Genomic DNA, 25,030 nt, shown 5'->3' with positions numbered 1-25,030 from the left:
GAGCCACCACCGGAAGAGCCACCACCGGAAGAGCCACCACCGGAAGAGCCACCACCGGAAGAGCCACCACCGGAAGAACTGCCGCCCGAACCTCCGCTGCCGGAAGCATTGCCGCCGCGGCCGGTGCCGCTCGAGCCGCCCGTACTGCCCGTCCCGCCGGTGCCTGCGGGGCCGACGGCGCCGTTGCCGTTGTTTCCGCCGCTGCCCGGGCTGCCGCTGCCGCTGCTTCCGTCGGCACCGCTGCCGCCATTGCCGCCGATACCTCCGCCGGCATACACGAGCACCGCGCAAGCGGCCGGGTTGGCCGCACATGACGCTGCGTTCCCGGCCAACATCGTCACGGCGTCGGCTCCAGGGTTCGCATTGGCCGCGGCGTCAGGCGCCGCGTTCTGCTCGACCTGGGCGGGCGGGGCAGTGGAAGTGCCGTCACCCGGCAGCGCAGTCACCGGCACGACAGTTGTCGTGTCCTGCGCGACGGCATACGAGCAGCAGCACGCAATCGCGGCTGCGGCCAGCAGGGTCGTGCGATAGCACCGTCCCGTCGCACGGGACAGTTGTTTCGTTATGCTCATCATTGGCCTCCCGGTACGCGCGATGCCTCGTTACGCGCGTCGATCACGTGTGATGCAAGGGGACCAGCAACGATGCAATGTCGTTTCGATGGCCGATGCGTGTCGGACCGGCACCTGAGGCCAGCCGCGAACACGGATCGGCACGCGGGCCCGCCGTGCGAATCCCTAACTGCGAGATTCGTGCCACCGGCGGGCTACGCCCGTGGCGCAAGGGGCGCATGTCGCGCGCGATAGCGCGCGCGACGCCGTTGTGCGCTTTCTGTTTCTGAAATGAAACGTCTGACTACGTTTGGCGTGCCGTTGTGTCGGCAGCACGCGCCCAGCGATGGCAGAGGATCGACCCGACCCAAGCGACGAGAAACAGCGCGACGATGCCGTAACCGATCGGCCCGAAGTGCTCGCCGAGCGCATCGAGCGCATCGCGTACGGGGCCCGTCAGCGACAGTTTGTCGGCGAGCAGGCCTGCGGCCTCGACCCCGCCGACGGCCAGCGCGACGACCGCGGACAGCAGCGTGATGCTCGCGTTATAGAGCAGCTTGCGCTGCGGGTCGTCCATCGCCCAACCGTATGCGTGAATCATCAGCACATTGTCGGTCGAGTCGATCAGCGTCATGCCGGCCGCGAACAGCGCGGGAAACAGCATGACCGTATAGAGCGGCAGCGCGTGGCTCGCCTGCGCGGCCGCGATCGCGAGCAGCGCGATTTCTGTTGCAGTATCGAAACCGAGGCCGAACAGCACGCCGACCGGATACATGTGCCAGCTTTTCGACACGAACCGGAACAGCGGGCGCAGCAGCCGCGATACGAGGCCGCCGGCGCGATGCGTGTGCGCGCCGCCGTGAGCATGGTCCGGCGTGCCGCGATAGCGCCGCCATACGCCGCGCAGGATCACCAGGTTCATGCACGCGAGCACCAGCAGGAAGGTCGCGGACACCGCCGTGCCGATCGTCCCGCCGATCTCGCGGAATGCGTCGAAGCGGTCGCGCAGCGCGAACGCGGTCAGCGCGATGCCAAGCGTCGCGGCGATCACGATCGTCGAGTGGCCGAGCGAGAAGAACAGGCCGACGGTCACCGGGCGCTGGCCGTCCTGCATCAGCTTGCGCGTCGCCACATCGATCGCGGCGATGTGGTCGGCGTCGACCGCATGACGCAGCCCGAGCCCGTACGCGATCGCCGCGGTGCCGAGCAGCAGCGGATGGTCGCGCAGCACCGCGAGCGTCCATAGCCAGACGGCGGCGTTCGCGGCGATCAGGCCGGCATACAGCATCAGCAGGCGGCGCAGGGCGGGGGTGGGCGGCATCGGGGTGGTTCCATCGGACGAATCGCGATGCATTGTGGCATGCGAAAAAGATACCCGGCGTGCCGATCAAAAACGTCGTCGGCCACCCGCCTCGCCGCGTTCGACGGACGAAAAAAACCCGTCCGGAACCGGACGGGCCTGGCGCTTGCGCGCAGCAGGGCGTGCGCCCCGCGCTTACTTCACTTTCGCGTTGATCACGGCTTCCGACACGTTCGCCGGCGTTTCCGCGTAGTGCTTGAACTCCATCGTGTAGGTCGCGCGGCCCTGCGTGGCCGAGCGCAGCGACGTCGAATAGCCGAACATCTCGGCAAGCGGCACCTCGGCGCGCACCAGCTTGCCGCCGCCGCCCGCGATGTCCTCCATCCCCTGCACGATGCCGCGCCGGCTCGACAGGTCGCCCATCACGTTGCCCATGAAATCCTCGGGCGTTTCGACCTCGACGGCCATCATCGGCTCGAGCAGTACCGGCTTCGCCTTGCGCATCGCTTCCTTGAACGCCATCGAGCCGGCCATCCGGAACGCGTTTTCGTTCGAGTCGACGTCGTGGTACGAGCCGAACGTCAGGTGCACCTTCACGTCGACGACCGGGTAGCCCGCGAGCACGCCGCTCTTCAGCGTTTCGGTGATGCCCTTGTCGACAGCCGGGATGAATTCGCGCGGAATCACGCCGCCCTTGATCTCGTCGAGGAACTCATAGCCCTTGCCGGGGTTCGGCTCGAGCGTGATCACCGCATGCCCGTACTGGCCGCGCCCGCCCGACTGCTTGACGAACTTGCCTTCGACGTCGGTCGCCTTCGTGCGCACCGTCTCGCGATACGCGACCTGCGGCTTGCCGACCGTCGCCTCGACGCCGAACTCGCGCTTCATCCGGTCGACCAGGATTTCGAGGTGCAGCTCGCCCATCCCCGAGATGATCGTCTGGCCGGATTCCTCGTCGGTCTGCACGCGGAACGACGGATCTTCCTGCGCGAGACGGTTCAGCGCGAGGCCCATCTTTTCCTGGTCGGCCTTCGTCTTCGGCTCGACGGCCTGCGAGATCACCGGCTCCGGAAATTCCATCTTCTCGAGGATGATCGGCTTGACCGGATCGCACAGCGTGTCGCCCGTCGTCGCTTCCTTCAGGCCGACTGCCGCCGCGATGTCGCCCGCGCGCACTTCCTTGATTTCCTTGCGCTCGTTCGCGTGCATCTGCAGGATCCGGCCGAGCCGCTCCTTCTTGTCCTTGGTCGCGTTCAGCACCGTATCGCCCGATTCGACGACACCCGAATACACGCGGAAGAAGATCAGCTGGCCGACGAACGGGTCGGTCATGATCTTGAACGCGAGCGACGAGAACGGCTCGTCGTCGCTCGGATGACGTTCCGCCGGTTTTTCCGGATCGGCGAAGTCGTGGCCGAGGATGGCCGGCACGTCGACCGGCGACGGCAGGTAGTCGATCACCGCGTCGAGCATCGCCTGCACGCCCTTGTTCTTGAACGCGCTGCCGCACAGCATCGGCACGATCTCGTTCGCGATCGTGCGCTGGCGCAGCGCGGCCTTGATCTCGTCCTCGGTCAGCGATTCATGGTCGTGCAGGTATTTCTCGAGCAGTTCCTCGCTGGCTTCCGCAGCGGCCTCGACCATCTTCTCGCGCCATTCGTGCGCGAGCTCGACGAGATTCGCCGGGATGTCCTCGTAGGTGAACTTCACGCCCTGGCTTTCGTCGTCCCAGACGATCGCCTTCATCTTGACGAGATCGACGACGCCCTGGAAATGATCCTCCGCGCCGATCGGAATCTGGATCGGCACGGCGACGCCCTTCAGGCGCTCGCCGATCTGGCGCTGCACGCGGAAGAAGTCCGCACCGACACGGTCCATCTTGTTGACGAACGCGATGCGCGGCACCTTGTACTTGTTCGCCTGGCGCCACACGGTTTCGGACTGCGGCTGCACGCCGCCGACCGAGTCGTAGACCATGCACGCGCCGTCGAGCACGCGCATCGAACGCTCCACTTCGATCGTGAAGTCGACGTGCCCGGGGGTGTCGATGATGTTGATCCGGTGTTCGGGATAGTTGCCGGCCATGCCCTTCCAGAAGGCCGTGGTAGCAGCCGACGTGATCGTGATGCCGCGCTCCTGCTCCTGCTCCATCCAGTCCATCGTGGCCGCGCCGTCGTGCACTTCACCGATCTTGTGGCTCACGCCGGTGTAAAACAGGATGCGCTCGGTCGTCGTGGTCTTGCCGGCATCGATGTGAGCGCTGATCCCGATGTTGCGATAGCGCTCGATGGGGGTTTTGCGGGGCACGTGAACCTCCTGGTGGTTCGGATCGTAAGCGGGCCGGCTGAGTCGGCCCGGGTTGGAACAAGCTAGATTTAAAGCATAGCGCTTGTCCGGGGCTTTTGCAGATGCGGGCGGCGTCTGCCGAATCAAGGCGCGCGCCGCCGCCGGCAGGCGAAAAAAAAGCCGGCGCGCAACGGGCGGCCGGCTTCGGTCGATGCGCGGCGCCGCCGCGGCATGCGCCGTTACTGGGGCTTGGGCAGCCCGTCGAGCTTCATGCCCGCCTTGATGCCCTTCGCGGCGAACCAGCCCTTGCTCATTTCGAGCGCATAGACGCCGTTGTTGCGCGGGCAGTGGTTGTCGGTCGTCTCGGCCCGCATCTCGTCGATGTCGGTGATCGTGCCGTCCGCGCGGATGAATGCGATCGACAGCGGGATCAGCGTGTTCTTCATCCAGAAGCAGTGCACGGCGTTCTCGTTGAACACGAACAGCATGCCTTCGTTCGGCGCGAGCTGCGACCGGTACATCAGCCCCTGTTCGCGGTCGGCGTCGTTCGCGGCGACGGCCGCGTCGATCACGTACATGCCGGCGCGCAGCTTCGCGCGCGGGAACTCGCTCGGCTGCTTGGCACCGGGCGGCATCTGCGCGTGGGCGGCCTGTACGCCGAATGCGAGGACGGCGAGCGCGGCGGGAAACACGGCGGCGCGCGCAAGGCGGCCGAGCGATGAGCGCAGGGAGAATCGCACAGCAGGGCTCCTATCGGGAAAACGAGACCCGCATGGTACGCGAAGCACGCAGGCGGGCACAAAAAAGAAAAAGGCAGATCGCCTCGCGGTGATCTGCCTTTCAACGCCGTAAGAACGGCAAGACTGCGTGTTCTTGACTGCGTTATTACAACCAGCTTGCTTAGTTCGAAGCAGCGGCCGGAGCTTCGGCTTCGCTTGCAGCCTTCTTGGCAGCGTGGTGCTTCTTCGCTGCGTGGTGCTTCTTGTGCGTTGCCTTCTTTGCCGGTGCCGAAGCAGCTTCTGCCGGAGCAGCAGCCGAAGCAGCAGCCGGAGCCGAAGCTTGTGCGAAAGCAGCCGTTGCGAAGAGACCAGCGACCAGAGCGGCGATCAGTTTGTTCATGTTGTGTTCCTCAGCTTTAGTTAATTAACCAAATGACCCGGCATGGGAGTCATGACGTCTAACGGTGCCATCCACCTTTCGGTTGACAGACGCTCCGAGAAATTTCTCATTGCGCTGCGGGCGCCGAATCGTATTCGAAGAAAACGTCGCTTTCGTGACGCAAACACGGAAATACCGGTTCGGCTGCCAATGCCGGATAGCTTAGGGTGGCATCTGCGTGGTTTAACGCGCGATCTTCGCCGGCGGTTGACGAAAAAGATGACGAAAAATCGAAAGTAGCCGACGCGGTCATGCGTCGCGGGAGAAACCGTCCCACGGGGCCCGCGGCGGCAGCGCGATTGTTTCGCCCGGTGCAATGCCGAGCGCGAATATGTCGAGCGCGCCGATGCCGACGCGCACGAGACGCAACGTCGGGAAGCCGATCGCGGCCGTCATCCGGCGCACCTGCCGGTTCTTGCCTTCGGTGATCGCGAGCTCGATCCACGTGGTCGGGATCGCGGCGCGGTAGCGGATCGGCGGATTGCGCGCCCACAGCGCGTCGGGCGGTTCGATGAATTCGGCGCGGCACGGGCGCGTCACGTAGTCGCCGAGATCGACGCCGCGCGCGAGCGCCTTCAGGTCGGCCGGACCCGGCGCGCCGTCGACCTGCGCCCAGTAGCGCTTGACGAGCTTGTGGCGCGGCTCCGCGATGCGCGCCTGCAGCGCGCCGTCGTCGGTGAGCAGCAGCAGGCCCTCGCTGTCCGCGTCGAGCCGGCCGGCCGGGTAGACGCCGGGTGTCGTTACCCAGTCGCCGAGCGACGGCCGCGTCTCGTGCGCGGAAAACTGGCAAATCGTGCCGAACGGCTTGTTGAGGGCGATCAGGGTCATGGCGGGGGCGCCCGCCCGGCGCGCCGCGGGGAAGCGGGGCGGGCGGTCTATGGCAAATGGCGGAATCTTAATGCATAATACGGAACGGCAAGTCATCTGTCTTATATAAGACATAAGGGAAGACTTGATACGCAGCGTCGCGCTTCGTGCCGCCGGCCCCGGTTGGGGCGCTAGAATAGCGGCTCGCTGTCGCCGTCACGAGGGTGGCAAGGCCGCCTCGCCGCGCGCAGTTTCGACCAGCATCACCTGCTCAGCCACGTCACTGGAGTCGATCATGCCGTATCAGCACATCAAGGTTCCGGAGGGCGGTGACAAGATCACCGTCAACAAGGACTTCTCGCTCAACGTTTCCGATCAGCCGATCATTCCCTATATCGAAGGCGACGGTACGGGCTTCGATATCACGCCGGTCATGATCAAGGTCGTCGACGCGGCGGTCGCGCATGCCTACAAGGGCAAGCGCAAGATCCACTGGATGGAGATCTTCGCGGGCGAGAAGGCGACGAAGGTGTACGGTCCGGACGTGTGGCTGCCGGACGAGACGCTGCAGGTGCTCAAGGAATACGTGGTGTCGATCAAGGGGCCGCTGACGACCCCGGTCGGCGGCGGCATCCGTTCGCTGAACGTCGCGCTGCGCCAGGAGCTCGACCTCTACGTGTGCCTGCGCCCGGTCCAGTATTTCAAGGGCGTGCCGTCGCCGGTGCGCGAGCCGCAAAAGATCGACATGGTGATCTTCCGCGAGAACTCGGAAGACATCTACGCGGGCATCGAATGGGCCGCGGGCTCCGAGCAGGCGAAGAAGGTCATCAAGTTCCTGCAGGACGAAATGGGCGTGAAGAAGATCCGCTTCCCGGAAACCTCGGGGATCGGCGTCAAGCCCGTGTCGACCGAAGGCACCGAGCGTCTCGTGCGCAAGGCGATCCAGTACGCGATCGACAACGATCGCAAGTCGGTCACGCTGGTGCACAAGGGCAACATCATGAAGTTCACGGAAGGCCTGTTCCGTGACGCCGGCTACGCGCTCGCGCAGAAGGAATTCGGCGGCGAGCTGATCGACGGCGGCCCGTGGATGCGCGTGAAGAACCCGAAGACGGGAAGCGAGATCGTCATCAAGGATTCGATCGCCGACGCGTTCCTGCAGCAGATCCTGCTGCGTCCGGCCGAATACGACGTGATCGCGACGCTGAACCTGAACGGCGACTACATCTCCGACGCACTGGCCGCGCAGGTCGGCGGCATCGGGATCGCGCCGGGCGCGAACCTGTCGGATTCGGTCGCGATGTTCGAGGCGACGCACGGCACGGCGCCGAAGTACGCGGGCAAGGATTACGTGAACCCCGGTTCCGAGATCCTGTCGGCGGAAATGATGCTGCGCCACCTCGGCTGGGCGGAAGCGGCCGACACCATCATCGCCGCGATGGAAAAGTCGATCCTGCAGAAGCGCGTCACGTACGACTTCGCGCGCCTGATGGAAGGCGCGACGCAGGTGTCGTGCTCCGGCTTCGGCGAAGTGCTGATCGAGAACATGTAAGACCCCTTCCGGGGTCGGCCGGCGTGGAGCCGGCCGCCCCGGCGCCTACTGCCGGCGCCGGGGCGTTTCGTGGATGGCAGGTTTGTTGGCAGGGCGGCCCGGCATGCGGGCCGCGGCGCCGCGATGCGGCCTGCATGCCCTGCAAGGTAGAACATGACGGCCCTCGCAACACCACCGCCCGGCTGAGCCGGCGCGCCCCTTTCGCGATCCACCCGGTCGCTCCCCGCCGGTTACCGCCGGCGCTCCTCAGTTCAACAATCACGTAGCAATGCTTTGACCACCATGTCCACTTCGCCCAAGATCATCTACACCCTCACCGACGAAGCGCCTGCGCTCGCGACCTATTCGCTGCTGCCGATCGTCAAGGCCTTCACGCGCTCGTCGGGCGTCGCCGTCGAAACGCGCGACATCTCGCTCGCCGGCCGCATCATCGCGGCATTCGCCGACGTCCTGCCGCCGGAGCAGAAGGGTTCCGACGATCTGGCCGAACTGGGCCAGCTCACGCTGAAGCCGGAAGCGAACATCATCAAGCTGCCGAACATCAGCGCTTCGGTGCCGCAGCTCAAGGCCGCGATCGCCGAGCTGCAGGCGCAGGGCTACCAGCTGCCGGCGTATCCGGAAGAGCCGTCGAGCGACGAAGAGAAGGCCGTCAAGGCCCGCTACGACAAGATCAAGGGCAGCGCGGTGAACCCGGTGCTGCGCGAAGGCAACTCCGACCGCCGCGCGCCGCTGTCGGTCAAGAACTACGCACGCAAGCACCCGCACAAGATGGGCGCCTGGAAGGCCACGTCGAAGGCGCACGTCGCGCACATGAGCGAGGGCGACTTCTACGGCAGCGAAAAGTCGGCGCTGATCGCCGAGGCCGGCAGCGTGAAGATCGAACTCACGACGGCCGACGGCGCGAAGCAGGTGCTGAAGGAAAAGACGGCCGTGAAGGCCGGTGAGGTCATCGACGCATCGGTGATGAGCCGCAAGGCGCTGCGCAGCTTCATCGAAGCGCAGATCGCCGACGCGAAGGCGCAGGACGTGCTGTTCTCGGTGCACCTGAAGGCGACCATGATGAAGGTCTCGGACCCGATCCTGTTCGGTCACTTCGTGTCGGTGTTCTACCGCGACGCGCTCGAGAAGCACGCGGACGTGCTGGCGCAGGCCGGCTTCAACCCGAACAACGGGATCGGCGACCTGTACGCGCGCCTGAAGGACCTGCCGGCCGACACGCGCGAAGCGATCGAAGCCGACGTCAAGGCTGAATACGCAGCGCGTCCGCGTCTCGCGATGGTCAACTCGGACAAGGGCATCACGAACCTGCATGTGCCGAGCGACGTGATCGTCGACGCATCGATGCCGGCGATGATCCGCGAGTCGGGCTGCATGTGGGGGCCGGACGGCGAACTGTACGACGCGAAGGCCGTGATTCCGGACCGCTGCTACGCGGGCGTCTACCAGGCCGTGATCGAGGACTGCAAGCAGCACGGCGCACTCGATCCGGTCACGATGGGCAGCGTGCCGAACGTCGGCCTGATGGCGCAGGCGGCTGAGGAATACGGTTCGCACGACAAGACGTTCCTGATCCCGGCCGACGGCGTCGTGCGCGTCACCGACGAAGCCGGCAACGTGCTGCTCGAGCACGCGGTCGAGTCGGGCGACATCTGGCGCATGTGCCAGACGAAGGACGCGCCGGTGCAGGACTGGGTCAAGCTCGCGGTGAACCGCGCCCGCGCGACCGGCGCGCCGGCCGTGTTCTGGCTCGACCCGGCACGTGCGCACGATGCGCAGATCATCGCGAAGGTCGAACGCTACCTGAAGGATCACGACACGAACGGCCTCGACATTCGCGTCATGACCCCGGTCGACGCGACGCGCTTCTCGCTCGAGCGCATCCGCGCGGGCAAGGACACGATCTCGGTCACGGGCAACGTGCTGCGCGACTACCTGACCGACCTGTTCCCGATCATGGAACTCGGCACCAGCGCGAAGATGCTGTCGATCGTGCCGCTGATGGCAGGCGGCGGGATGTTCGAAACGGGCGCGGGCGGCTCGGCACCGAAGCACGTGCAGCAGTTCGTCGAGGAAGGCTTCCTGCGCTGGGATTCGCTTGGCGAATTCCTCGCGCTGGCCGCGTCGCTCGAACATCTCGGCAATGCGTACCAGAACCCGAAGGCGCTCGTGCTCGCGAAGACGCTCGACCAGGCGACCGGCAAGTTCCTGGACGAGAACAAGTCGCCCGCACGCAAGGTCGGCGGCCTCGACAACCGCGGCAGCCACTTCTACCTGTGCCTGTACTGGGCGCAGGCGCTGGCCGAGCAGACCGACGATGCCGCGCTGAAGGCGCAGTTCGAAGGCGTCGCGAAGTCGCTGTCCGACAGCGAAGCGCGCATCCTGGAAGAACTGTCGGCCGCGCAGGGCAACGCGCAGGCGATCGGTGGCTATTACCGTCCGAACGTCGAGCTGACGAGCCAGGCGATGCGCCCGAGCGCAACGCTGAACGGCATCGTCGACGCCGTCGCCTGACGCCGGCCGCGCCAGCGCGCGCGCCACGGCAGCGGCAGCGGCAGCAGCCGATGCGGCGGGCCCGGCGGCTCGCCGTTGCGCCGAACATGAAAACGCCCCGGTCGCCCGGGGCGTTTTTCGTTGCAGGCGTGCCATTCAGACGTGAACGATTTCCCATTCGGCGATTTCGTCCGGCACTTCGAGCGTGGCCGTGTCCAGTTCGGACGGCTGCTCGCAGTCGCCGCGGGAGATGCGGTCGGCCGCGACTTCCGGGCACGAGAACGCGCCGAGCAAAGCGTTGCCGAACGTCGCTTCCCAGCCACCGTTTGCCGGCAGGATGTAGAACGACCCGAGCGCTGAACCAAAGCGAAATCCCTTCATTTCCGTTCTCCCTTTCTGATGACAAGCGATTCTGTTGTGCCGCCCGCCGGCTCGTCCGGCTGTGGCCCGACTGGTTGCTTGCGCCGAGGTCCGTATCGAACGTCGTGGCGAAGCGTCAGTCCATGGAACAAAGTCTACGTCCGCGGCCGCGCCCGATGGTGCGCGTAGAACGCTTTCTCGAAACAAAAATTCGTGTTTAAAAACAATGTGTTATTTCAGTAGTTTTGTATTGCGGAACGATTTTTGGCATCGCGAAACAGCGAATTTGTGCCGTGCACCACGAATTTTTATAACGCAGAGACTTGTTCCACATCGTGAAAAATTGACGGGTTCATGCATCGAACGCGCGTGGCGTGCGGCTGTCGGGACGAACGGCGGGTGCGAATTGCCTCGATCGGGCGTGGCGAAAGCGGGTGGCGAAGGTCGCGGACCGGGGCGGCCGGCGGTGAATGCAGCGGGGGTTGCGGTATCGGACGATGATCGAAAATGCCGCGCGAACGGTGCCCGGGCCGTCGGGCCCGGCCACGCACTGCGGCGTATCGCCGCTCGCGCGATGCCGCGGCGCTTCGGTCGCGGGCTGCGGTTATGATGACGCGGGCATCAGGTTTCGCGTCGCGCGCGGGCGCTTCCGCACTGGCCGGCGCGGGTGTCGCGACGGCCGCGCGACGCAGCACGAATAACGAGGAACGATTGATGATACGGAGAACCTTCCTGTCCCGCGCCGTCGGCGTCGCGGCCGCATCGCTGTTGGCGCGCACCGCCTGGGCGCAGCATGCCGGACACGCGGGCATGGCAGGCATGGATCAGATGGACGACATGCCCGGCATGTCGGGCATGTCAGGGATGGCGGGCCACACGCAGCACACGAAGCCGGCGCCGGCCGCACTCGCGGCGGCCGATGCGCTGCCGGCCGGCGCGCCGCTCGCGTCGCTGCGCACGCTCGCGAACGAAAGCCGCGAGCCCGGCACGTTCCGCGCGACGCTGGTCGCGCAGCCGGTCGCGCGTCCGATGCTGCACGGTGCGCGTCCGACGACGTTCTGGCAGTTCGGCGCAGGCACGCAGGGGCCGGTGGTGGGCCCGCTGATCGACGTACGCGAGGGCGACACGGTCGAAATCCGCTTCGTGAACAAGCTGCCGCAACCGTCGACGATCCACTGGCACGGCCTGCCGGTGCCGCCCGACCAGGACGGCAACCCGTCCGCCCCCGTCGCGCCGGGCGCGTCGCGCGTGTACCGCTTCACGCTGCCGAAGGGGAGTGCCGGCACCTACTGGTATCACCCGCATCCGCACATGATGACCGCCGAGCAGGTGTTCCGCGGGCTGGCCGGCCCGTTCGTCGTGCGTGCCGCCGACGATCCGCTCGCCGGCTGGCCCGAGCGCAACCTGTTCGTGTCCGACCTGAAGCTCGCGCGCGACGGCACGATTCCTCCGAACGACATGATGGACTGGATGAACGGCCGCGAAGGCCAGTTCGTGCTGGTCAACGGTGCGCGCCGGCCGCGAATCGACGTCGCGAGTGACGAGCGCTGGCGCGTGTGGAATGCGTGCAGCGCGCGCTACCTGCGCGTGGCGTTCGACGACGGCCGCGCGTTCGAGCATGTCGGCACGGATGGCGGGCTGTTCGATGCGCCGCGCCGCGTGACGTCGCTGCTGCTCGCGCCGGGCGAGCGCGCGGAACTGCTGGTGCGCGCCGGCGACCGCGCGTCACGCGCCGTGTTGCAGGCGGCCGAATACGACCGTCGCAAGATGGCGATGTCGCATGACGACGGCCACGGCAGCCTGCCGCCCGATCCGGCGCTGCCGCTGGCCGACATCGCGTTCGCACCGGCCGCCGCCCGTGCGCTGCCGGCGACGCTGCGCGCGGTACTGGCGCTCGGCGAGCCGGTCGCGCACAAGGACGTCGCGTTCGGCGAAGAGATGGACATGGACGCGATGATGAACGGCCCGGCGCATGGCCGTCCGGCCGGGATGCGCTTCACGATCAACGGCGCGACCTATGCACCGCACCGTGCGACGCTGACGAGCCGCCGCGGCGAAATCGAGCGCTGGGCGATCCGCAACGCCACCGACATGGATCACCCGTTCCATTTGCACGGCACGCAATTCCAGGTGATCGAGCGCGCATCGGACGGCACGCGCACGAGCGAGCCGTTCCGCGCGTGGCGCGATACCGTGAACGTGCGCAGCGGCGAGACCGTGACGATCCTCGTCACGCAAGACATGCCCGGCGAGCGTATGTTTCACTGCCATATTCTCGAACACGAGGATCTCGGCATGATGGGCACGCTGAAGGTCGTGTGACGAGTATCGAATATGTTTCACGCGTATGGCGGCATTCGATCTGCGCGTGCGACAGGACAATGCGTGTTCAATTATCGGGATTGAACGAAAAGGCCGGCCAATCGAATTAACGAGTGGCCGGCCTGAAAAAAAGAAACCCGGCGTAATGCCGGGTTTCTTCGTCCGATATCCGGTGCCTTTACGCGGCCTGGATGTTCGACGCTTGTTTGCCCTTCGGCCCTTGAACGACCTCGAAGCTCACCTTCTGGCCTTCCTTCAGGGTCTTGAAGCCCTGCATGTTGATGGCCGAGAAGTGCGCAAACAGATCTTCACCGCCCTCGTCGGGAGTGATGAAACCGAAGCCCTTCGCGTCGTTGAACCACTTAACGATACCAGTTGCCATTTTCCTACTTCCCCTGTCACACAGTCGCTGCTACTTACCACGAGCACGCTCGAAAAGCTAAACGACCGGAAAATACAGCCGTTCCCCCCTCACAAGCTCACCTTCGGCCTCTTTCATTTCGCCGACCGGCGAGTTGAAAAAAGTGCCAGCTTGATTGTTGGCGCTCTTTATTTGAGTGTCAAGCGGAATTTTTAGACGGTTGGAGGGCCGTTGTAAAGAACCCATTTTCAGGGTTTTTCCGGCTTTGCTGTGCAGCATGCCGCCGAGCGCGCGGACTTGAAAAGTCGCATAATCGGTTCATATACCAGGCTCGAGTGACACGCGATCGAGTCGTCCCGGCTTGTGGGATACTGGATGCGAATGCGACGGTCCGGTGCGGTTTCCCCCTGACGGTTCGTGTTCCGCGCCACGCGTGAAAGCCGGCACCGCAGCCGGCTTTCCTATGGCACGAAGACGATCGCGGGTCGTCGGGAACCAGGGAGGGCGCCGGCCGGTCGGTCGGGTAATGGCAGGATTGCGGGCCTGTCCGAGTTGTTTAGAATGGGTGTATGGCGATTATCCCGGACAAGCAGGACAGCACCGTCCTGGAACGCAAGCAGCAGAAGCTCAAGCCGCCTTCGATGTACAAGGTGGTGCTGCTGAACGACGACTTCACGCCGATGGAGTTCGTCGTGATGGTCGTACAGGAGTATTTCAAGAAGGATCGCGAGACGGCCACGCAGATCATGCTGAAGGTCCATCGCGAAGGGCGAGGGGTTTGTGGGGTCTATACGCGGGACATCGCGTCGACCAAGGTTGAGCAAGTCGTTACCCATGCGCGGCAGGCCGGGCATCCGCTGCAGTGCGTGATGGAGGAAGCATGATTGCCCAGGAATTGGAAGTCAGCCTGCACATGGCGTTCATGGAAGCACGCCAGGCGCGCCATGAGTTCATTACGGTCGAGCATCTGCTGCTGGCCCTGCTGGATAATCCGACGGCAGCCGAGGTGTTGCGCGCGTGTGCGGCCAACATCGAGGACTTGCGTCAGAACCTGCGCAATTTCATCCACGACAACACACCGACCGTCCCGGGCACCGACGATGTCGATACCCAGCCGACGCTCGGTTTCCAGCGCGTGATCCAGCGCGCGATCATGCACGTCCAGTCGACGTCGAACGGCAAGAAGGAAGTGACCGGCGCGAACGTGCTGGTCGCGATCTTCGGCGAGAAGGATTCGCACGCGGTCTATTACCTGCAGCAGCAGGGCGTCACGCGCCTGGACGTCGTGAACTTCATTTCGCACGGCATCGCGAAGACGAACGGCGGCGAAGCCGCGAAGTCGACCGACGCCAACGCGGAAAGCGAGGACGCGAACGCGCAGAAGGAAACCCCGCTCGCGCAGTTCACGCAGAACCTGAACCAGATGGCGAAGGACGGCCGCATCGATCCGCTGATCGGGCGCGAGCCGGAGGTCGAGCGCGTCGTCCAGGTGCTGTGCCGCCGCCGCAAGAACAATCCGCTGCTCGTCGGCGAGGCCGGCGTCGGCAAGACCGCGATCGCGGAAGGGCTCGCCTATCGCATCACGCGCGGCGAAGTGCCGGACATCCTCGCGAACGCGCAGGTGTATTCGCTCGACATGGGCGCGCTGCTCGCGGGCACCAAGTATCGCGGCGACTTCGAGCAGCGTCTGAAGACGGTGCTGAAGGAGCTGAAGGAGCGTCCGCACGCGATCCTGTTCATCGACGAGATCCATACGCTGATCGGCGCGGGCGCCGCATCGGGCGGCACGCTCGATGCGTCGAACCTGCTGAAGCCGGCGCTGTCGTCGGGCACGCTCAAGTGCATCGGCGCGACCACCTTCACCGAGTATCGCGGCATCTTCGAGAAGGACGCGGCGCTGTCGCGGCGCTTCCAGAAGGTCGACGTGACGGAGCCGACCGTCGAGCAGACGGTCGCGATCCTGCGCGGGCTGAAGTCGCGCTTCGAGGAGCATCACGGCGTCAAGTATTCGTCGGGCGCACTCTCGGCCGCGGCCGAACTGTCGGCGCGCTTCATCACCGACCGTCACCTGCCGGACAAGGCGATCGACGTGATCGACGAAGCGGGCGCGGCCCAGCGCATCCTGCCGAAGTCGAAGCAGAAGAAGACGATCGGCAAGAGCGAGATCGAGGAAATCATCTCGAAGATCGCGCGCGTGCCGGCGCAGAGCGTGTCGCAGGACGATCGCAGCAAGCTGCAGACGCTCGATCGCGACCTGAAGAGCGTCGTGTTCGGCCAGGATCCGGCGATCGACGCGCTCGCCGCATCGATCAAGATGGCGCGCGCGGGCCTCGGCAAGATGGACAAGCCGATCGGCGCGTTCCTGTTCTCCGGCCCGACGGGCGTCGGCAAGACCGAAGTGGCGCGCCAGCTCGCGTTCACGCTCGGCATCGAGCTGATCCGCTTCGACATGTCGGAATACATGGAGCGTCACGCGGTGAGCCGCCTGATCGGCGCGCCGCCGGGTTATGTCGGGTTCGACCAGGGCGGCCTCCTGACCGAAGCCGTCACGAAGAAGCCGCACTGCGTGCTGCTGCTCGACGAAATCGAGAAGGCGCATCCGGACATCTTCAACGTGCTGCTGCAGGTGATGGACCACGGCACGCTGACCGACAACAACGGCCGCAAGGCGGATTTCCGCAACGTCATCATCATCATGACGACGAACGCGGGCGCCGAGTCGATGCAGAAGGCGACGATCGGCTTCACGACGCGCCGCGAGACGGGCGACGAGATGACCGACATCAAGCGCCTGTTCACGCCGGAGTTCCGCAACCGCCTGGATTCGATCATCAGCTTCCGCTCGCTCGATGAGGAAATCATCATGCGCGTGGTCGACAAGTTCCTGATCCAGCTCGAGGAGCAGCTGCACGAGAAGAAGGTCGACGCGCTCTTTACCGACGCGTTGCGCAAGCATCTCGCGAAGCACGGCTTCGACCCGCTGATGGGCGCGCGGCCGATGCAGCGGCTGATCCAGGACACGATCCGTCGCGCGCTGGCCGACGAACTGCTGTTCGGCAAGCTCGTCAACGGCGGGCATGTGACGGTCGACGTCGACGAAAACGACAAGGTGCAGTTGTCGTTCGACAAGCTGGCGAATCCGCCGCACAAGCCGAACGAAGAGACGGTCGAAGTCGAGTAAGCGATAATTCGTTGTTCATGCGAACGGCGCGGGAAGTTCTCCGCGCCGTTTCGTTTTATCCGGCGCCGGCGGTGCCATGGTGGGGCAGGGGAGTGGTAACGCAGTGACACGACAACAACGGTCGTTCGACAGCATCGTCGCGCGCGAACAAGGGTTGCGCCATGCGCTGACGTCGGGGCAGATGGCGATGATCGCGATCGGCGGCGCGATCGGCACGGGGCTGTTCCTGGGCAGCGGGTTCGCGATCGGGCTGGCCGGCCCGAGCGTGCTGGTCTCGTATGCGATCGGCGCGCTGATCGCGCTGCTGCTGATGGGCGCGCTTGCGGAAATGACGGTCGCGCATCCGACGGCCGGCTCGTTCGGCGCCTATGCGGAGCACTACGTCGGCCCGCTCGCGGGCTATCTCGTGCGCTATGCGTACTGGTTCGCGGTGGTGTTCGCGATCGGCACCGAGATCAGCGCGATCGCCGTCTTCATGAAGTACTGGTTCCCGGCCGTGCCCGGCTGGTACTGGGTGATCGGCTTCTCCGCGCTGCTGATCGCGGTGAACCTCGCGAGCGTCACGCTGTACGGGGCGGTCGAATATGCGTTCTCGCTGTTGAAGATCGCGGCGATCGTCGTGTTCATCGTGCTCGGCGCGTATCTCATGTGGTCGGCGCCGGGGGCTTCGGGCATCGGCTTCGCGAACTACACCGCGCACGGCGGCTTCATGCCGAAAGGGCCGTGGGGCACGTGGGTCGCGGTGATCGTCGCGATCTTCAGCTACATGAGCATCGAGGCGGTCGCGATCGCGGCCGGCGAGGCGCGCGATCCGCAGCACGCGGTCACGCGCGCGTTCCGCTCGACGGTGTTCCGGCTCGTGCTGTTCTACCTGCTGACGCTGTCGCTGATGCTCGCGATCGTGCCGTGGACGCAGGCCGGCACCGACGAAAGCCCGTTCGTGAAGGTGATGGCCGCGACGCACGTGCCGTACGCGGCCGGCGTGATCAACTTGGTGCTGCTGATCGCGGCGCTGTCGGCGATGAACAGCCAGCTCTACGTGACGACGCGGATGATGTTCAGCCTGTCGCGCGCGCGGCTCTCGCCGGCGGTGTTCGGCCGGCTCGGCAACAACGGCGTGCCGCGTGCGGCGCTGTGGATCTCGACCAGCGGCGTCGCGGTCGCGGCCGTGCTGGTCGCGCTGTCGCCCGACACCGCGTTCACCGTGATGATGGCGATCGCGATGTTCGGCGCGCTGTTCACGTGGCTGATGATCTTCGTCACGCACCTGCGCTTTCGTGCACGCTATCGCGGCCCGGCGCTCGCGTTCCGGATGTGGGGCCACCCGTTCGGCAGCCTGCTCGGTGCGGGGCTCGTCGGCGCGATCCTGCTCACGACCGCGTTCACGCGCGATTTCCGGATGACGATGGTGGTCGGCGTCGTGTTCGTCGTGCTGCTGACGCTCGCGTACGCGCTGCACTACCGGCACCAGCACGCGCGTTGACGCGTGACCTCGCGCCGTGCGGGTGCGGCGAGGCGGTGCAATACCGCTAAGGTTCCGTTAAGCCGGCGGCGGCTACATTCGAACCTGTCCGCGATGCGGGTTGGCGCGCGCCAGCCCGTCGCCACCTGCAAAAGGGGTTCGAATGAACAAGCTTCCTCAAATCACGCTCGCATTCTGGATCATGAAGATCTGCGCGACGACGCTCGGCGAAACCGGCGGCGACCTGCTGTCGATGACGCTGAACGTCGGCTACGCGGTGAGCTCGATCCTGCTGTTCGGATTCTTTCTCGTCACGCTCGGCGCGCAGCTCAGGACGACCGGCTATCGCCCGGCGATCTACTGGGCCGTGATCGTCGCGACCAGCACCGCCGGCACGACGATGTCCGACTTCATGGACCGTACGCTCGGCCTCGGCTATGCGGCGGGCTCGTCGATCCTCGTCGCGATCCTGCTGGCGATCTTCACGGTGTGGCGCCTGAGCGGCGAATCGCTGTCGGTCGACCTGATTCGCACGCGCAAGGTCGAACTGCTGTACTGGATCGCGATCCTGTTCTCGAACACGCTCGGCACAGCGCTCGGCGATTTCCTCGCGGACAGCTCGGGGCTCGGCTTCGGTGGCGGCGCGCTGCTGATCGGCGGGCTGCTCGCGGCGATCGTGCTCGCGCACTATTTCACGCGCATATCCGGCGTGCTGCTGTTCTGGGCGGCGTTCGTGCTCACGCGCCCGTTCGGGGCAACGGTCGGCGACCTGCTGACGAAGCCGGTCGCGAAGGGCGGCCTCGCGCTCGGCACGGCCGGCTCGTCAGCGGTGCTGCTCGGCGTGCTGGTGGCGATGGTGATTTACGCGAGCATCGCGCAGGCGCGGCGACGCGAACCGCTGCCCGCGCGAATCGTGCAACCGGCCGGCGAATGACCCTGCACGGAAAGAGAAAAGGGGCCGAGGCCCCTTTTTTACTGCGTCGCTCAGTGACGGCCGGTGCTGCCGAAGCCGCCTTCGCCGCGATCGCTCTCGGCGAAGTCGTCGACGATGTTGAACTGCGCCTGCACGACCGGCACGATCACGAGCTGCGCGAGCCGCTCGAACGGGTTCAGCACGAACTCGGTCTGGCCGCGGTTCCACGTCGACACCATCAGCTGGCCCTGGTAGTCGGAATCGATCAGGCCGACGAGGTTGCCGAGCACGATCCCGTGCTTGTGGCCGAGGCCCGAGCGCGGCAGGATCAGCGCCGCGTAGCCGGAATCCGCGAGATGGATCGCGAGGCCCGTCGGCACCAGCGTCGTTTCGCCCGGCTGCAGCGTGACGGGCGCGTCGAGGCACGCGCGCAGGTCGAGGCCCGCGCTGCCGGTGGTGGCGTAGGCGGGCAGGTAATCGCGCATGCGCGCGTCGAGAATCTTCAGGTCGAGTTTCATGCGGTCGTCGAATCGGTCGGGAAGGGCGCAGCGGCGCGTGCCGCCGCGCAAGGGATCAGATCAGGCGGTTGTCGGGCAGGCGTTTTGCGATTTCGGCGACGAGCACGTGCGCGAGCTCGTCCTTCGGCGCGCGCGGCAGGCGCGTGAGGCCGGCTGCCTCGAACAGCACGACTTCGTTGTCGTCGCGGCCGAACGTCAGCGGGCCGAGGTTGCCGACCAGGAGCGGCACGTTCTTGCGCTTGCGCTTCTCGTCACCGTGCACGTCGAGGTCGCCGCTTTCGGCCGCGAAGCCGACGCAGAACGGCGGATCGGGCAGCGCCGCGACCGACGCGAGGATGTCCGGGTTCTCGACGAATGCGAGCGTCGGCATCTTGCGATCGGCCGTCTTCTTCATCTTGTGCTCGGCGGGCTGGTCGACGCGCCAGTCGGCGACCGCGGCCACCGCGATGAAGATGTCCGCGTCGGACACCGCCTGCATGACCGCGTCGTACATCTGCTGCGCGGTCTGCACGTCCTGGCGGTACACGCCCCACGGCGTGTCGAGCGCGACCGGCCCCGCGACGAGATGCACGTCGGCGCCGGCCTGCTGTGCGGCGCGCGCGAGCGCGAAGCCCATCTTGCCGCTCGAGCGGTTCGTGAGGCCGCGCACCGGATCGAGCGGCTCGAACGTCGGGCCGGCCGTGATCAGCACGCGACGGTGCGCGAGCACCTTCGGCGCGAAGTGCGCGACGATCGCCTCATAGATCGCCTCGGGTTCGAGCATGCGGCCGTCGCCGACTTCGCCGCAGGCCTGCGCGCCCGAATCGGGACCGAGCACCGACACGCCGTCGGCGCGCAGTTGCGCGGCGTTGCGTTGCGTGGCCGGGTTCTGCCACATCTGGCGGTTCATCGCGGGTACGACGAGCAGCGGACAGTCGCGCGCGACGCACAGCGTCGACAGCAGGTCGTCCGCGAATCCGTGCGCGAGCTTCGCGAGGAAATCCGTCGACGCGGGCGCGATCACGATCGCGTCGGCTTCGCGCGACAGGTCGATGTGCGCCATGTTGTTGTCGATACGCGCGTCCCACTGGCTCGTGTAGACGGGCCGGCCGGACAGCGCCTGCATCGTGACGGGCGTGATGAACTGCGCGGCGGCTTCGGTCATCGCGACCTGCACGGTCGCGCCTGCCTTCGTCAGCAGCCGGGTGAGCTCGGCGATCTTGTAGCAGGCGATGCCGCCGGTCAGGCCGAGAACGAGGTGTTTTCCAGCGAGTTCTGCGTGCGCCAACTCAGGCCTCCAAGGGTCAAACGGAACGGTCGGCGCGAAGCCGGCCGTCGACACCGAGTATGCGCGCTCAGCGCGAGCCGCGCACGCGACGCAGTTCGTCGTAGATCAGCAGCACCGCGCCGACCGTGATCGCGGAATCGGCGAGGTTGAACGCCGGGAAGTGCCAGGCGCCGAGGTGGAAATCGAGGAAGTCGATCACGTGACCGTAGACGAGCCGGTCGATCACGTTGCCGAGCGCGCCGCCGAGGATCAGCGCGAGCGACAGGCTGAACAGCCGTTGCTGGCCGTGGCGGCGCAGCAGGAAGCAGATCACGAGCGTCGCGCCGATGCCGAGCGCGGTGAACGCCCAGCGCTGCCAGCCGCCCGCGGTCGACAGGAAGCCGAACGCGGCGCCGCGGTTGTACACCAGCACGAGGTTGAAGAACGACGTCAGCGCATGCTGTGCGCCGTACGCGAACGTTTTCAGGATCGCGATCTTCGACAACTGGTCGAACAGGATCACGATCAGCGAAATGCCGAGCCAAGGCGCGAGCGCGCCGCTGGCCGGTTTCGACAGGGTTTTCGCCATTTAAGCAGCGCTCCGGGTTTCGCCGTTTTCAAACAGGTTCGAGAAGCAGCGGCCGCACAGCGTCGGATGATCGGCGTGCGCGCCGACGTCCTCGCGGTAGTGCCAGCAGCGTTCGCACTTCTGGTACTTCGACGCCGCGACGTCGACGCTTTCCTGCGCTTCGTCGTCGACCTTCACGACCGTCGCCGCCGACGTGATCAGCACGAACTTCAGGTCTTCGCCGAGGCTCGTGAGCGCATCGTAGCGCGCGCCGCTCGCATGCACGGCCACTTCGGCCTGCAGCGACGAACCGATGCGGTTCGCGGTGCGCGCTTCCTCGAGCGCCTTCGTCACGTTGCCGCGCACGTCGCGCAGCAGCGCCCACTTCTCGATCAGCGCGGCGGAGCCGGCGACTTCCGGATACGCGTAGTAGGTTTCCGTGAAGATCGTGTCACTGGCCGGCTGGAACACCTTCCACGCTTCTTCCGCGGTGAACGACAGGAACGGTGCGAGCACGCGCAGCAGACCGTGCGTCAGGTGGTACAGCGCGGTCTGCGCGGAGCGGCGCGCGCGCGAATCGGCCGCGCTGGTGTACAGGCGGTCCTTCAGCACGTCGAGGTAGAAGCCGCCGAGATCTTCCGAGCAGTACGTCTGCAGCTTCGCGACGACCGGGTGGAATTCGTACTTCTCGTAGTGGCCGAGCAGTTCCGCCTGCAGTTGCGCCGAGAACGCGACCGCATAACGGTCGATCTCGAGCCATTCGTCGACCGGCACCGCGTGCTGCGCGAAGTCGAAGTCCGACAGGTTCGCGAGCAGGAAGCGCAGCGTGTTGCGGATGCGGCGATAGCCTTCCGTCACGCGCTTCAGGATTTCCTCGGAGATCGCGAGCTCGCCCGAATAGTCGGTCGACGCGATCCACAGGCGGATGATTTCCGCGCCGAGGCGGTTCGCGACTTCATGCGGGTCGATACCGTTGCCGAGCGACTTGCTCATCTTGCGGCCTTCGCCGTCGACCGTGAAGCCGTGCGTGAGCAGGCCCTTGTACGGCGCGCAGCCGTCGATCATCGACGCGGTCAAGAGCGACGAGTGGAACCAGCCGCGGTGCTGGTCCGAGCCCTCGAGGTACAGGTCGGCCGGGAACTGCAGCTGATCACCGTGCGAGCCGCGCAGCACGTGCCAGTGCGTCGTGCCCGAGTCGAACCACACGTCGAGCGTGTCGCGATTCTTTTCGTACATGTTGGCGTCGTCGCCGAGCAGCTCGCGCGGATCGAGCGACTGCCACGCCTCGATGCCCGCCTGCTCGACGCGCTGCGCGACTTCCTCGAGCAGCTCGAGCGTGCGCGGGTGCAGCTCGCCGGTTTCCTTGTGCACGAAGAATGCCATCGGCACGCCCCACTGGCGCTGGCGCGACAGCGTCCAGTCGGGACGGTTCGCGATCATGCTGAACAGCCGCTGCTTGCCCCACGACGGGTAGAACGCGGTCGCGTCGACGCCTTCGAGCGCCGTTTCGCGCAGCGTCTTGCCGTCGTCGCGCGGCGTCACGTCCATGCCGGCGAACCACTGCGACGTCGCGCGGTAGATGATCGGCGTCTTGTGGCGCCAGCAGTGCATGTAGCTGTGCGTGTACTTCTCGCTGCGCAGCAGCGAGCCGGCCGCGTTCAGCGCGTCGACGATCTTCGGGTTCGCGTCCCAGATCGACAGGCCGCCGAACAGCGGCAGCGATTCGATGTAGCGGCCGTCGCCCATCACCGGATTGATGAAGTCCGAATCGGTCATCCCGTGCGCCTTGCACGACTGGAAGTCCTCGATGCCGTAGGCGGGCGACGAGTGCACGACGCCGGTACCCGTGTCGGTCGTCACGTAGTCGCCGAGGTACACGGGCGCGGTGCGCTTGTAGCCGGGATGGGCCGACGCGAGCGGGTGGTGGAAGCGCAGGTTCGCGAGCTTCACGCCGGGTGTGGTCGCGACGACGCGGCCGGTCAGCTTGAACTCGGCCATGCACGCGGCGACGCGCTCTTCCGCGATGATCAGCAGCCCGCGCTCGGTGTCGACCAGCGCGTAGACGATTTCCGGATGGAGGTTCAGCGCCTGGTTCGCGGGAATCGTCCACGGCGTGGTGGTCCAGATCACGATGCCGCCCTCGGCGCGCGGCAGCGCCGGCAGGCCGAACGCCTGCGCGGTCTTTTCCGGTTCCGCGAACGCGAACATCACGTCGATCGTCGGATCGGTGCGGTCCTTGTACTCGACTTCCGCCTCGGCGAGCGCCGAGCCGCAGTCGAAGCACCAGTTCACCGGCTTCAGCCCGCGGTACACGTAGCCCTTCTCGATGATCTTGCCGAGCGCGCGGATCTCTTCCGCCTCGTTGACGAAGTTCATCGTCTTGTACGGATTCGCCCAGTCGCCGAGCACGCCGAGGCGCTTGAAGCCGACCTTCTGCTTCTCGATCTGCTCGGTCGCGTACGCGCGCGCCTTGCTCATCACTTCGGCCGCCGGCAGCGACTTGCCGAACTGCTTCTCGATCTGGATCTCGATCGGCATCCCGTGGCAATCCCAGCCCGGCACGTACGGCGCATCGAAACCGGCCATGTTGCGCGACTTGACGACGATGTCCTTCAGGATCTTGTTGACCGCGTGACCGAGGTGGATGTCGCCGTTCGCATACGGGGGGCCGTCGTGCAGGATGAACTTCGGCCGGCCCTTGCTTGCCGCGCGGATCTTTTCGTAGATGCCGCGCGCTTCCCATTCCTTCACCCACTGCGGTTCGCGCTTGGGCAGGTCGCCGCGCATCGGGAACGGCGTGTCGAGCAGGTTGACCGGATACTTGGCCTGCGGTTTCGAATCGGCTTTCTTGTTGCTCATGATGGGATCGCTATCTAAATCGGGGGACGCTCGTGCGTCGTGAATCGGGGAGGCGCGCGTGTCGGCGGCGCGAGGGTGCGGCGCGGGGGCGCCGCCGGCCGGATCAGCTAATTCGGTCGGTCGCCGAGGTCGAGAAGCCGGTTGCGCGGCTGCCCGGCGCGCGGTCGCGCTCGACGAAGTACGCGCGCGCATTCGCGACGTCCAGCGCGATCGCGCGCGACAGCGCCTCGAGATCGTCGAACTTCGCCTCGTCGCGCAGCTTCTTCAGGAACTCGACGCGGATCAGCTTGCCGTACGCGTCGCCGTGCCAGTCGAGCAGGTGGACTTCGAGCAGCACGCGGCCGGAATCGTCGACGGTCGGGCGCAGCCCGAGGCTCGCGACGCCCGGCAGCGGGGTGGGGCCCAGGCCATGCACCTGCACGACGAAGATGCCCGCGAGCGCCGGCCGCTTGTGTGCGATCGGCAGGTTCAGGGTCGGGAAGCCGAGGTCGCGGCCGAGCTTCAGCCCGTGCGCGACGTGGCCGCTGATCGCGTAGCCGTGGCCGAGCGCCTGCGCGGCGGCGTCGAGATCGCCCGCGGCGAGCGCGGCGCGCACGCCCGAGCTGGAGATGCGCGTGCCGTCGCTGCCTGCGACCGTACCCATCTGCTCGACCTTGAAGCCGTACTGCTCGCCGGCCGCCTTCAGCGTGTCGAAGGTGCCCGCGCGCTTCGCGCCGTAGCAGAAATCGTCGCCGACCATCATCCAGCGCGTGTGCAGCCCGTTCACCAGCGTGCGTTCGACGAACGCCTGCGGGGACTGGCTCGCGAACGTGTGGTTGAAGTGCTCGACGACGACGCGGTCGACCCCGTGGTCGCGCAGCGCTTCCAGCTTGTCGCGCAGCATCGCGATGCGCGGCGGCGCGCCGGCCGGGTTGAAGAATTCGCGCGGGTGCGGCTCGAAGGTCATCACGCACACGGGCAGGCCGCGCGCGTCCGCTGCCGCGCGCACGCGCGCGAGCAGGGCCTGGTGGCCGCGATGGACACCGTCGAAGTTGCCGATCGTCAGCGCGCACGGCGCGCGGCTCTCGGCGTTGGGCAGGCCGCGGAAGACTTTCAC

General features: G+C 66.1%; 20 protein-coding genes and 1 pseudogene. 7 read left to right on the top strand and 14 right to left on the bottom strand.

All coding sequences use genetic code 11. From position 1 onward, the window contains the following. The 6 genes and pseudogenes from DIE22_RS36090 to DIE22_RS36065 form a co-directional block, all read right to left on the bottom strand. A pseudogene (locus DIE22_RS36090) lies at positions 1 to 572 on the bottom strand (hypothetical protein); the annotation flags it as partial. Between the two features lie 283 nt (positions 573 to 855). Continuing rightward, positions 856 to 1,872 carry a HoxN/HupN/NixA family nickel/cobalt transporter gene (locus tag DIE22_RS36085; RefSeq protein ID WP_124607351.1) on the bottom strand — a complete coding sequence of 339 codons (1,017 nt, stop codon included), beginning with the start codon at positions 1,870 to 1,872 and terminating at the stop codon, positions 856 to 858. A gap of 174 nt (positions 1,873 to 2,046) precedes the next feature. Further along, positions 2,047 to 4,158, bottom strand: coding sequence for an elongation factor G (gene fusA, locus DIE22_RS36080; protein ID WP_124501766.1), 2,112 nt, complete (start codon positions 4,156 to 4,158; stop codon positions 2,047 to 2,049). A 218-nt stretch (positions 4,159 to 4,376) separates the two neighbouring features. After that, the gene (locus tag DIE22_RS36075) at positions 4,377 to 4,877 is read right to left on the bottom strand and encodes a DUF192 domain-containing protein (protein WP_124501767.1); all 501 of its coding nucleotides are present in this window, start codon (positions 4,875 to 4,877) and stop codon (positions 4,377 to 4,379) included. A gap of 160 nt (positions 4,878 to 5,037) precedes the next feature. Further along, positions 5,038 to 5,256 (bottom strand): hypothetical protein, encoded by a 219-nt coding sequence (locus DIE22_RS36070; RefSeq protein ID WP_124501768.1) that lies wholly within the window; start codon positions 5,254 to 5,256, stop codon positions 5,038 to 5,040. Positions 5,257 to 5,544: 288 nt separating this feature from the next. Continuing rightward, positions 5,545 to 6,123 (bottom strand): pseudouridine synthase, encoded by a 579-nt coding sequence (locus DIE22_RS36065; RefSeq protein ID WP_185640769.1) that lies wholly within the window; start codon positions 6,121 to 6,123, stop codon positions 5,545 to 5,547. Between the two features lie 274 nt (positions 6,124 to 6,397). Between DIE22_RS36065 and icd the strand changes: the two genes are divergently transcribed. Together icd and DIE22_RS36055 are read left to right on the top strand one after the other, a co-directional pair. Further along, complete coding sequence (gene icd / locus DIE22_RS36060; protein ID WP_124501770.1) at positions 6,398 to 7,654, top strand: NADP-dependent isocitrate dehydrogenase; 1,257 nt, start codon at positions 6,398 to 6,400, stop codon at positions 7,652 to 7,654. A 282-nt stretch (positions 7,655 to 7,936) separates the two neighbouring features. Then, on the top strand, positions 7,937 to 10,165 hold the full coding sequence (locus tag DIE22_RS36055) for an NADP-dependent isocitrate dehydrogenase (RefSeq protein WP_124501771.1): 2,229 nt from the start codon (positions 7,937 to 7,939) through the stop codon (positions 10,163 to 10,165). A gap of 135 nt (positions 10,166 to 10,300) precedes the next feature. On the opposite strand, the gene DIE22_RS36050 is transcribed toward DIE22_RS36055, so the two are convergent. Next, positions 10,301 to 10,525, bottom strand: a complete 225-nt coding sequence (locus tag DIE22_RS36050; RefSeq protein ID WP_124501772.1) for a hypothetical protein — start codon at positions 10,523 to 10,525, stop codon at positions 10,301 to 10,303. A 693-nt stretch (positions 10,526 to 11,218) separates the two neighbouring features. On the opposite strand from DIE22_RS36050, the gene DIE22_RS36045 reads away from it, so the two are divergent. Further along, on the top strand, positions 11,219 to 12,826 hold the full coding sequence (locus tag DIE22_RS36045) for a multicopper oxidase family protein (RefSeq protein ID WP_124501773.1): 1,608 nt from the start codon (positions 11,219 to 11,221) through the stop codon (positions 12,824 to 12,826). Positions 12,827 to 13,004: 178 nt separating this feature from the next. Here the strand turns inward: DIE22_RS36045 and DIE22_RS36040 are convergent, their stop codons facing one another. Together DIE22_RS36040 and DIE22_RS38435 are read right to left on the bottom strand one after the other, a co-directional pair. Then, the gene (locus DIE22_RS36040; RefSeq protein WP_004196460.1) at positions 13,005 to 13,208 is read right to left on the bottom strand and encodes a cold-shock protein; all 204 of its coding nucleotides are present in this window, start codon (positions 13,206 to 13,208) and stop codon (positions 13,005 to 13,007) included. A 57-nt stretch (positions 13,209 to 13,265) separates the two neighbouring features. After that, positions 13,266 to 13,466: a hypothetical protein gene (locus DIE22_RS38435; protein WP_185640768.1), complete on the bottom strand. Its 201-nt coding sequence runs from the start codon at positions 13,464 to 13,466 to the stop codon at positions 13,266 to 13,268. A 290-nt stretch (positions 13,467 to 13,756) separates the two neighbouring features. Between DIE22_RS38435 and clpS the strand changes: the two genes are divergently transcribed. The 4 genes from clpS to DIE22_RS36015 all read left to right on the top strand — a co-directional run bounded on the left by clpS (position 13,757) and on the right by DIE22_RS36015 (position 18,764). Further along, positions 13,757 to 14,071: an ATP-dependent Clp protease adapter ClpS gene (clpS, locus tag DIE22_RS36030; RefSeq protein WP_006398529.1), complete on the top strand. Its 315-nt coding sequence runs from the start codon at positions 13,757 to 13,759 to the stop codon at positions 14,069 to 14,071. Beyond that, the gene (gene clpA / locus DIE22_RS36025) at positions 14,068 to 16,368 is read left to right on the top strand and encodes an ATP-dependent Clp protease ATP-binding subunit ClpA (RefSeq protein WP_057926081.1); all 2,301 of its coding nucleotides are present in this window, start codon (positions 14,068 to 14,070) and stop codon (positions 16,366 to 16,368) included. Before clpS ends, clpA begins: the two co-directional genes overlap by 4 nt. Before the next feature lie 103 nt (positions 16,369 to 16,471). Beyond that, positions 16,472 to 17,851 (top strand): amino acid permease, encoded by a 1,380-nt coding sequence (locus DIE22_RS36020; protein ID WP_124607349.1) that lies wholly within the window; start codon positions 16,472 to 16,474, stop codon positions 17,849 to 17,851. 142 nt (positions 17,852 to 17,993) lie between these two features. Next, complete coding sequence (locus DIE22_RS36015) at positions 17,994 to 18,764, top strand: hypothetical protein (protein ID WP_124501776.1); 771 nt, start codon at positions 17,994 to 17,996, stop codon at positions 18,762 to 18,764. Between the two features lie 50 nt (positions 18,765 to 18,814). Here DIE22_RS36015 and dut read toward each other — a convergent pair whose 3' ends face one another. The 5 genes from dut to DIE22_RS35990 form a co-directional block, all read right to left on the bottom strand. Beyond that, positions 18,815 to 19,261, bottom strand: a complete 447-nt coding sequence (dut, locus tag DIE22_RS36010; RefSeq protein WP_124607348.1) for a dUTP diphosphatase — start codon at positions 19,259 to 19,261, stop codon at positions 18,815 to 18,817. 55 nt (positions 19,262 to 19,316) lie between these two features. Next, positions 19,317 to 20,528: a bifunctional phosphopantothenoylcysteine decarboxylase/phosphopantothenate--cysteine ligase CoaBC gene (gene coaBC / locus DIE22_RS36005; RefSeq protein WP_124501778.1), complete on the bottom strand. Its 1,212-nt coding sequence runs from the start codon at positions 20,526 to 20,528 to the stop codon at positions 19,317 to 19,319. A gap of 67 nt (positions 20,529 to 20,595) precedes the next feature. Then, entirely contained in the window at positions 20,596 to 21,096 is a 501-nt protein-coding gene (gene lspA, locus DIE22_RS36000; protein ID WP_124501779.1) for a signal peptidase II, read from the bottom strand. Next, positions 21,097 to 23,934: an isoleucine--tRNA ligase gene (gene ileS / locus DIE22_RS35995; protein ID WP_124607347.1), complete on the bottom strand. Its 2,838-nt coding sequence runs from the start codon at positions 23,932 to 23,934 to the stop codon at positions 21,097 to 21,099. Positions 23,935 to 24,037: 103 nt separating this feature from the next. After that, on the bottom strand, positions 24,038 to 25,030 hold the full coding sequence (locus tag DIE22_RS35990) for a bifunctional riboflavin kinase/FAD synthetase (protein ID WP_124607346.1): 993 nt from the start codon (positions 25,028 to 25,030) through the stop codon (positions 24,038 to 24,040).

Origin of the sequence: Burkholderia sp. Bp9142, from assembly GCF_003853415.1 — a bacterium.
Lineage (GTDB): Bacteria > Pseudomonadota > Gammaproteobacteria > Burkholderiales > Burkholderiaceae > Burkholderia.
Note: the sequence above shows the minus strand (reverse complement) of the source record. Positions and strands in the feature narration are given on the sequence as shown.

What these genes read in the sequence shown, in the direction of transcription:
- DIE22_RS36050 (WP_124501772.1), bottom strand. Translation starts at nt 10,525, where the DNA reads ATGAAGGGATTTCGCTTTGGTTCAGCGCTCGGGTCGTTCTACATCCTG.
- DIE22_RS36065 (WP_185640769.1), bottom strand. Translation starts at nt 6,123, where the DNA reads ATGACCCTGATCGCCCTCAACAAGCCGTTCGGCACGATTTGCCAGTTT.
- DIE22_RS38435 (WP_185640768.1), bottom strand. Translation starts at nt 13,466, where the DNA reads ATGCTGCACAGCAAAGCCGGAAAAACCCTGAAAATGGGTTCTTTACAA.
- DIE22_RS36015 (WP_124501776.1), top strand. Translation starts at nt 17,994, where the DNA reads ATGAACAAGCTTCCTCAAATCACGCTCGCATTCTGGATCATGAAGATC.
- DIE22_RS36085 (WP_124607351.1), bottom strand. Translation starts at nt 1,872, where the DNA reads ATGCCGCCCACCCCCGCCCTGCGCCGCCTGCTGATGCTGTATGCCGGC.
- DIE22_RS36040 (WP_004196460.1), bottom strand. Translation starts at nt 13,208, where the DNA reads ATGGCAACTGGTATCGTTAAGTGGTTCAACGACGCGAAGGGCTTCGGT.
- clpA (WP_057926081.1), top strand. Translation starts at nt 14,068, where the DNA reads ATGATTGCCCAGGAATTGGAAGTCAGCCTGCACATGGCGTTCATGGAA.
- ileS (WP_124607347.1), bottom strand. Translation starts at nt 23,934, where the DNA reads ATGAGCAACAAGAAAGCCGATTCGAAACCGCAGGCCAAGTATCCGGTC.
- DIE22_RS36070 (WP_124501768.1), bottom strand. Translation starts at nt 5,256, where the DNA reads ATGAACAAACTGATCGCCGCTCTGGTCGCTGGTCTCTTCGCAACGGCT.
- dut (WP_124607348.1), bottom strand. Translation starts at nt 19,261, where the DNA reads ATGAAACTCGACCTGAAGATTCTCGACGCGCGCATGCGCGATTACCTG.
- DIE22_RS36045 (WP_124501773.1), top strand. Translation starts at nt 11,219, where the DNA reads ATGATACGGAGAACCTTCCTGTCCCGCGCCGTCGGCGTCGCGGCCGCA.
- icd (WP_124501770.1), top strand. Translation starts at nt 6,398, where the DNA reads ATGCCGTATCAGCACATCAAGGTTCCGGAGGGCGGTGACAAGATCACC.
- DIE22_RS36055 (WP_124501771.1), top strand. Translation starts at nt 7,937, where the DNA reads ATGTCCACTTCGCCCAAGATCATCTACACCCTCACCGACGAAGCGCCT.
- lspA (WP_124501779.1), bottom strand. Translation starts at nt 21,096, where the DNA reads ATGGCGAAAACCCTGTCGAAACCGGCCAGCGGCGCGCTCGCGCCTTGG.
- clpS (WP_006398529.1), top strand. Translation starts at nt 13,757, where the DNA reads ATGGCGATTATCCCGGACAAGCAGGACAGCACCGTCCTGGAACGCAAG.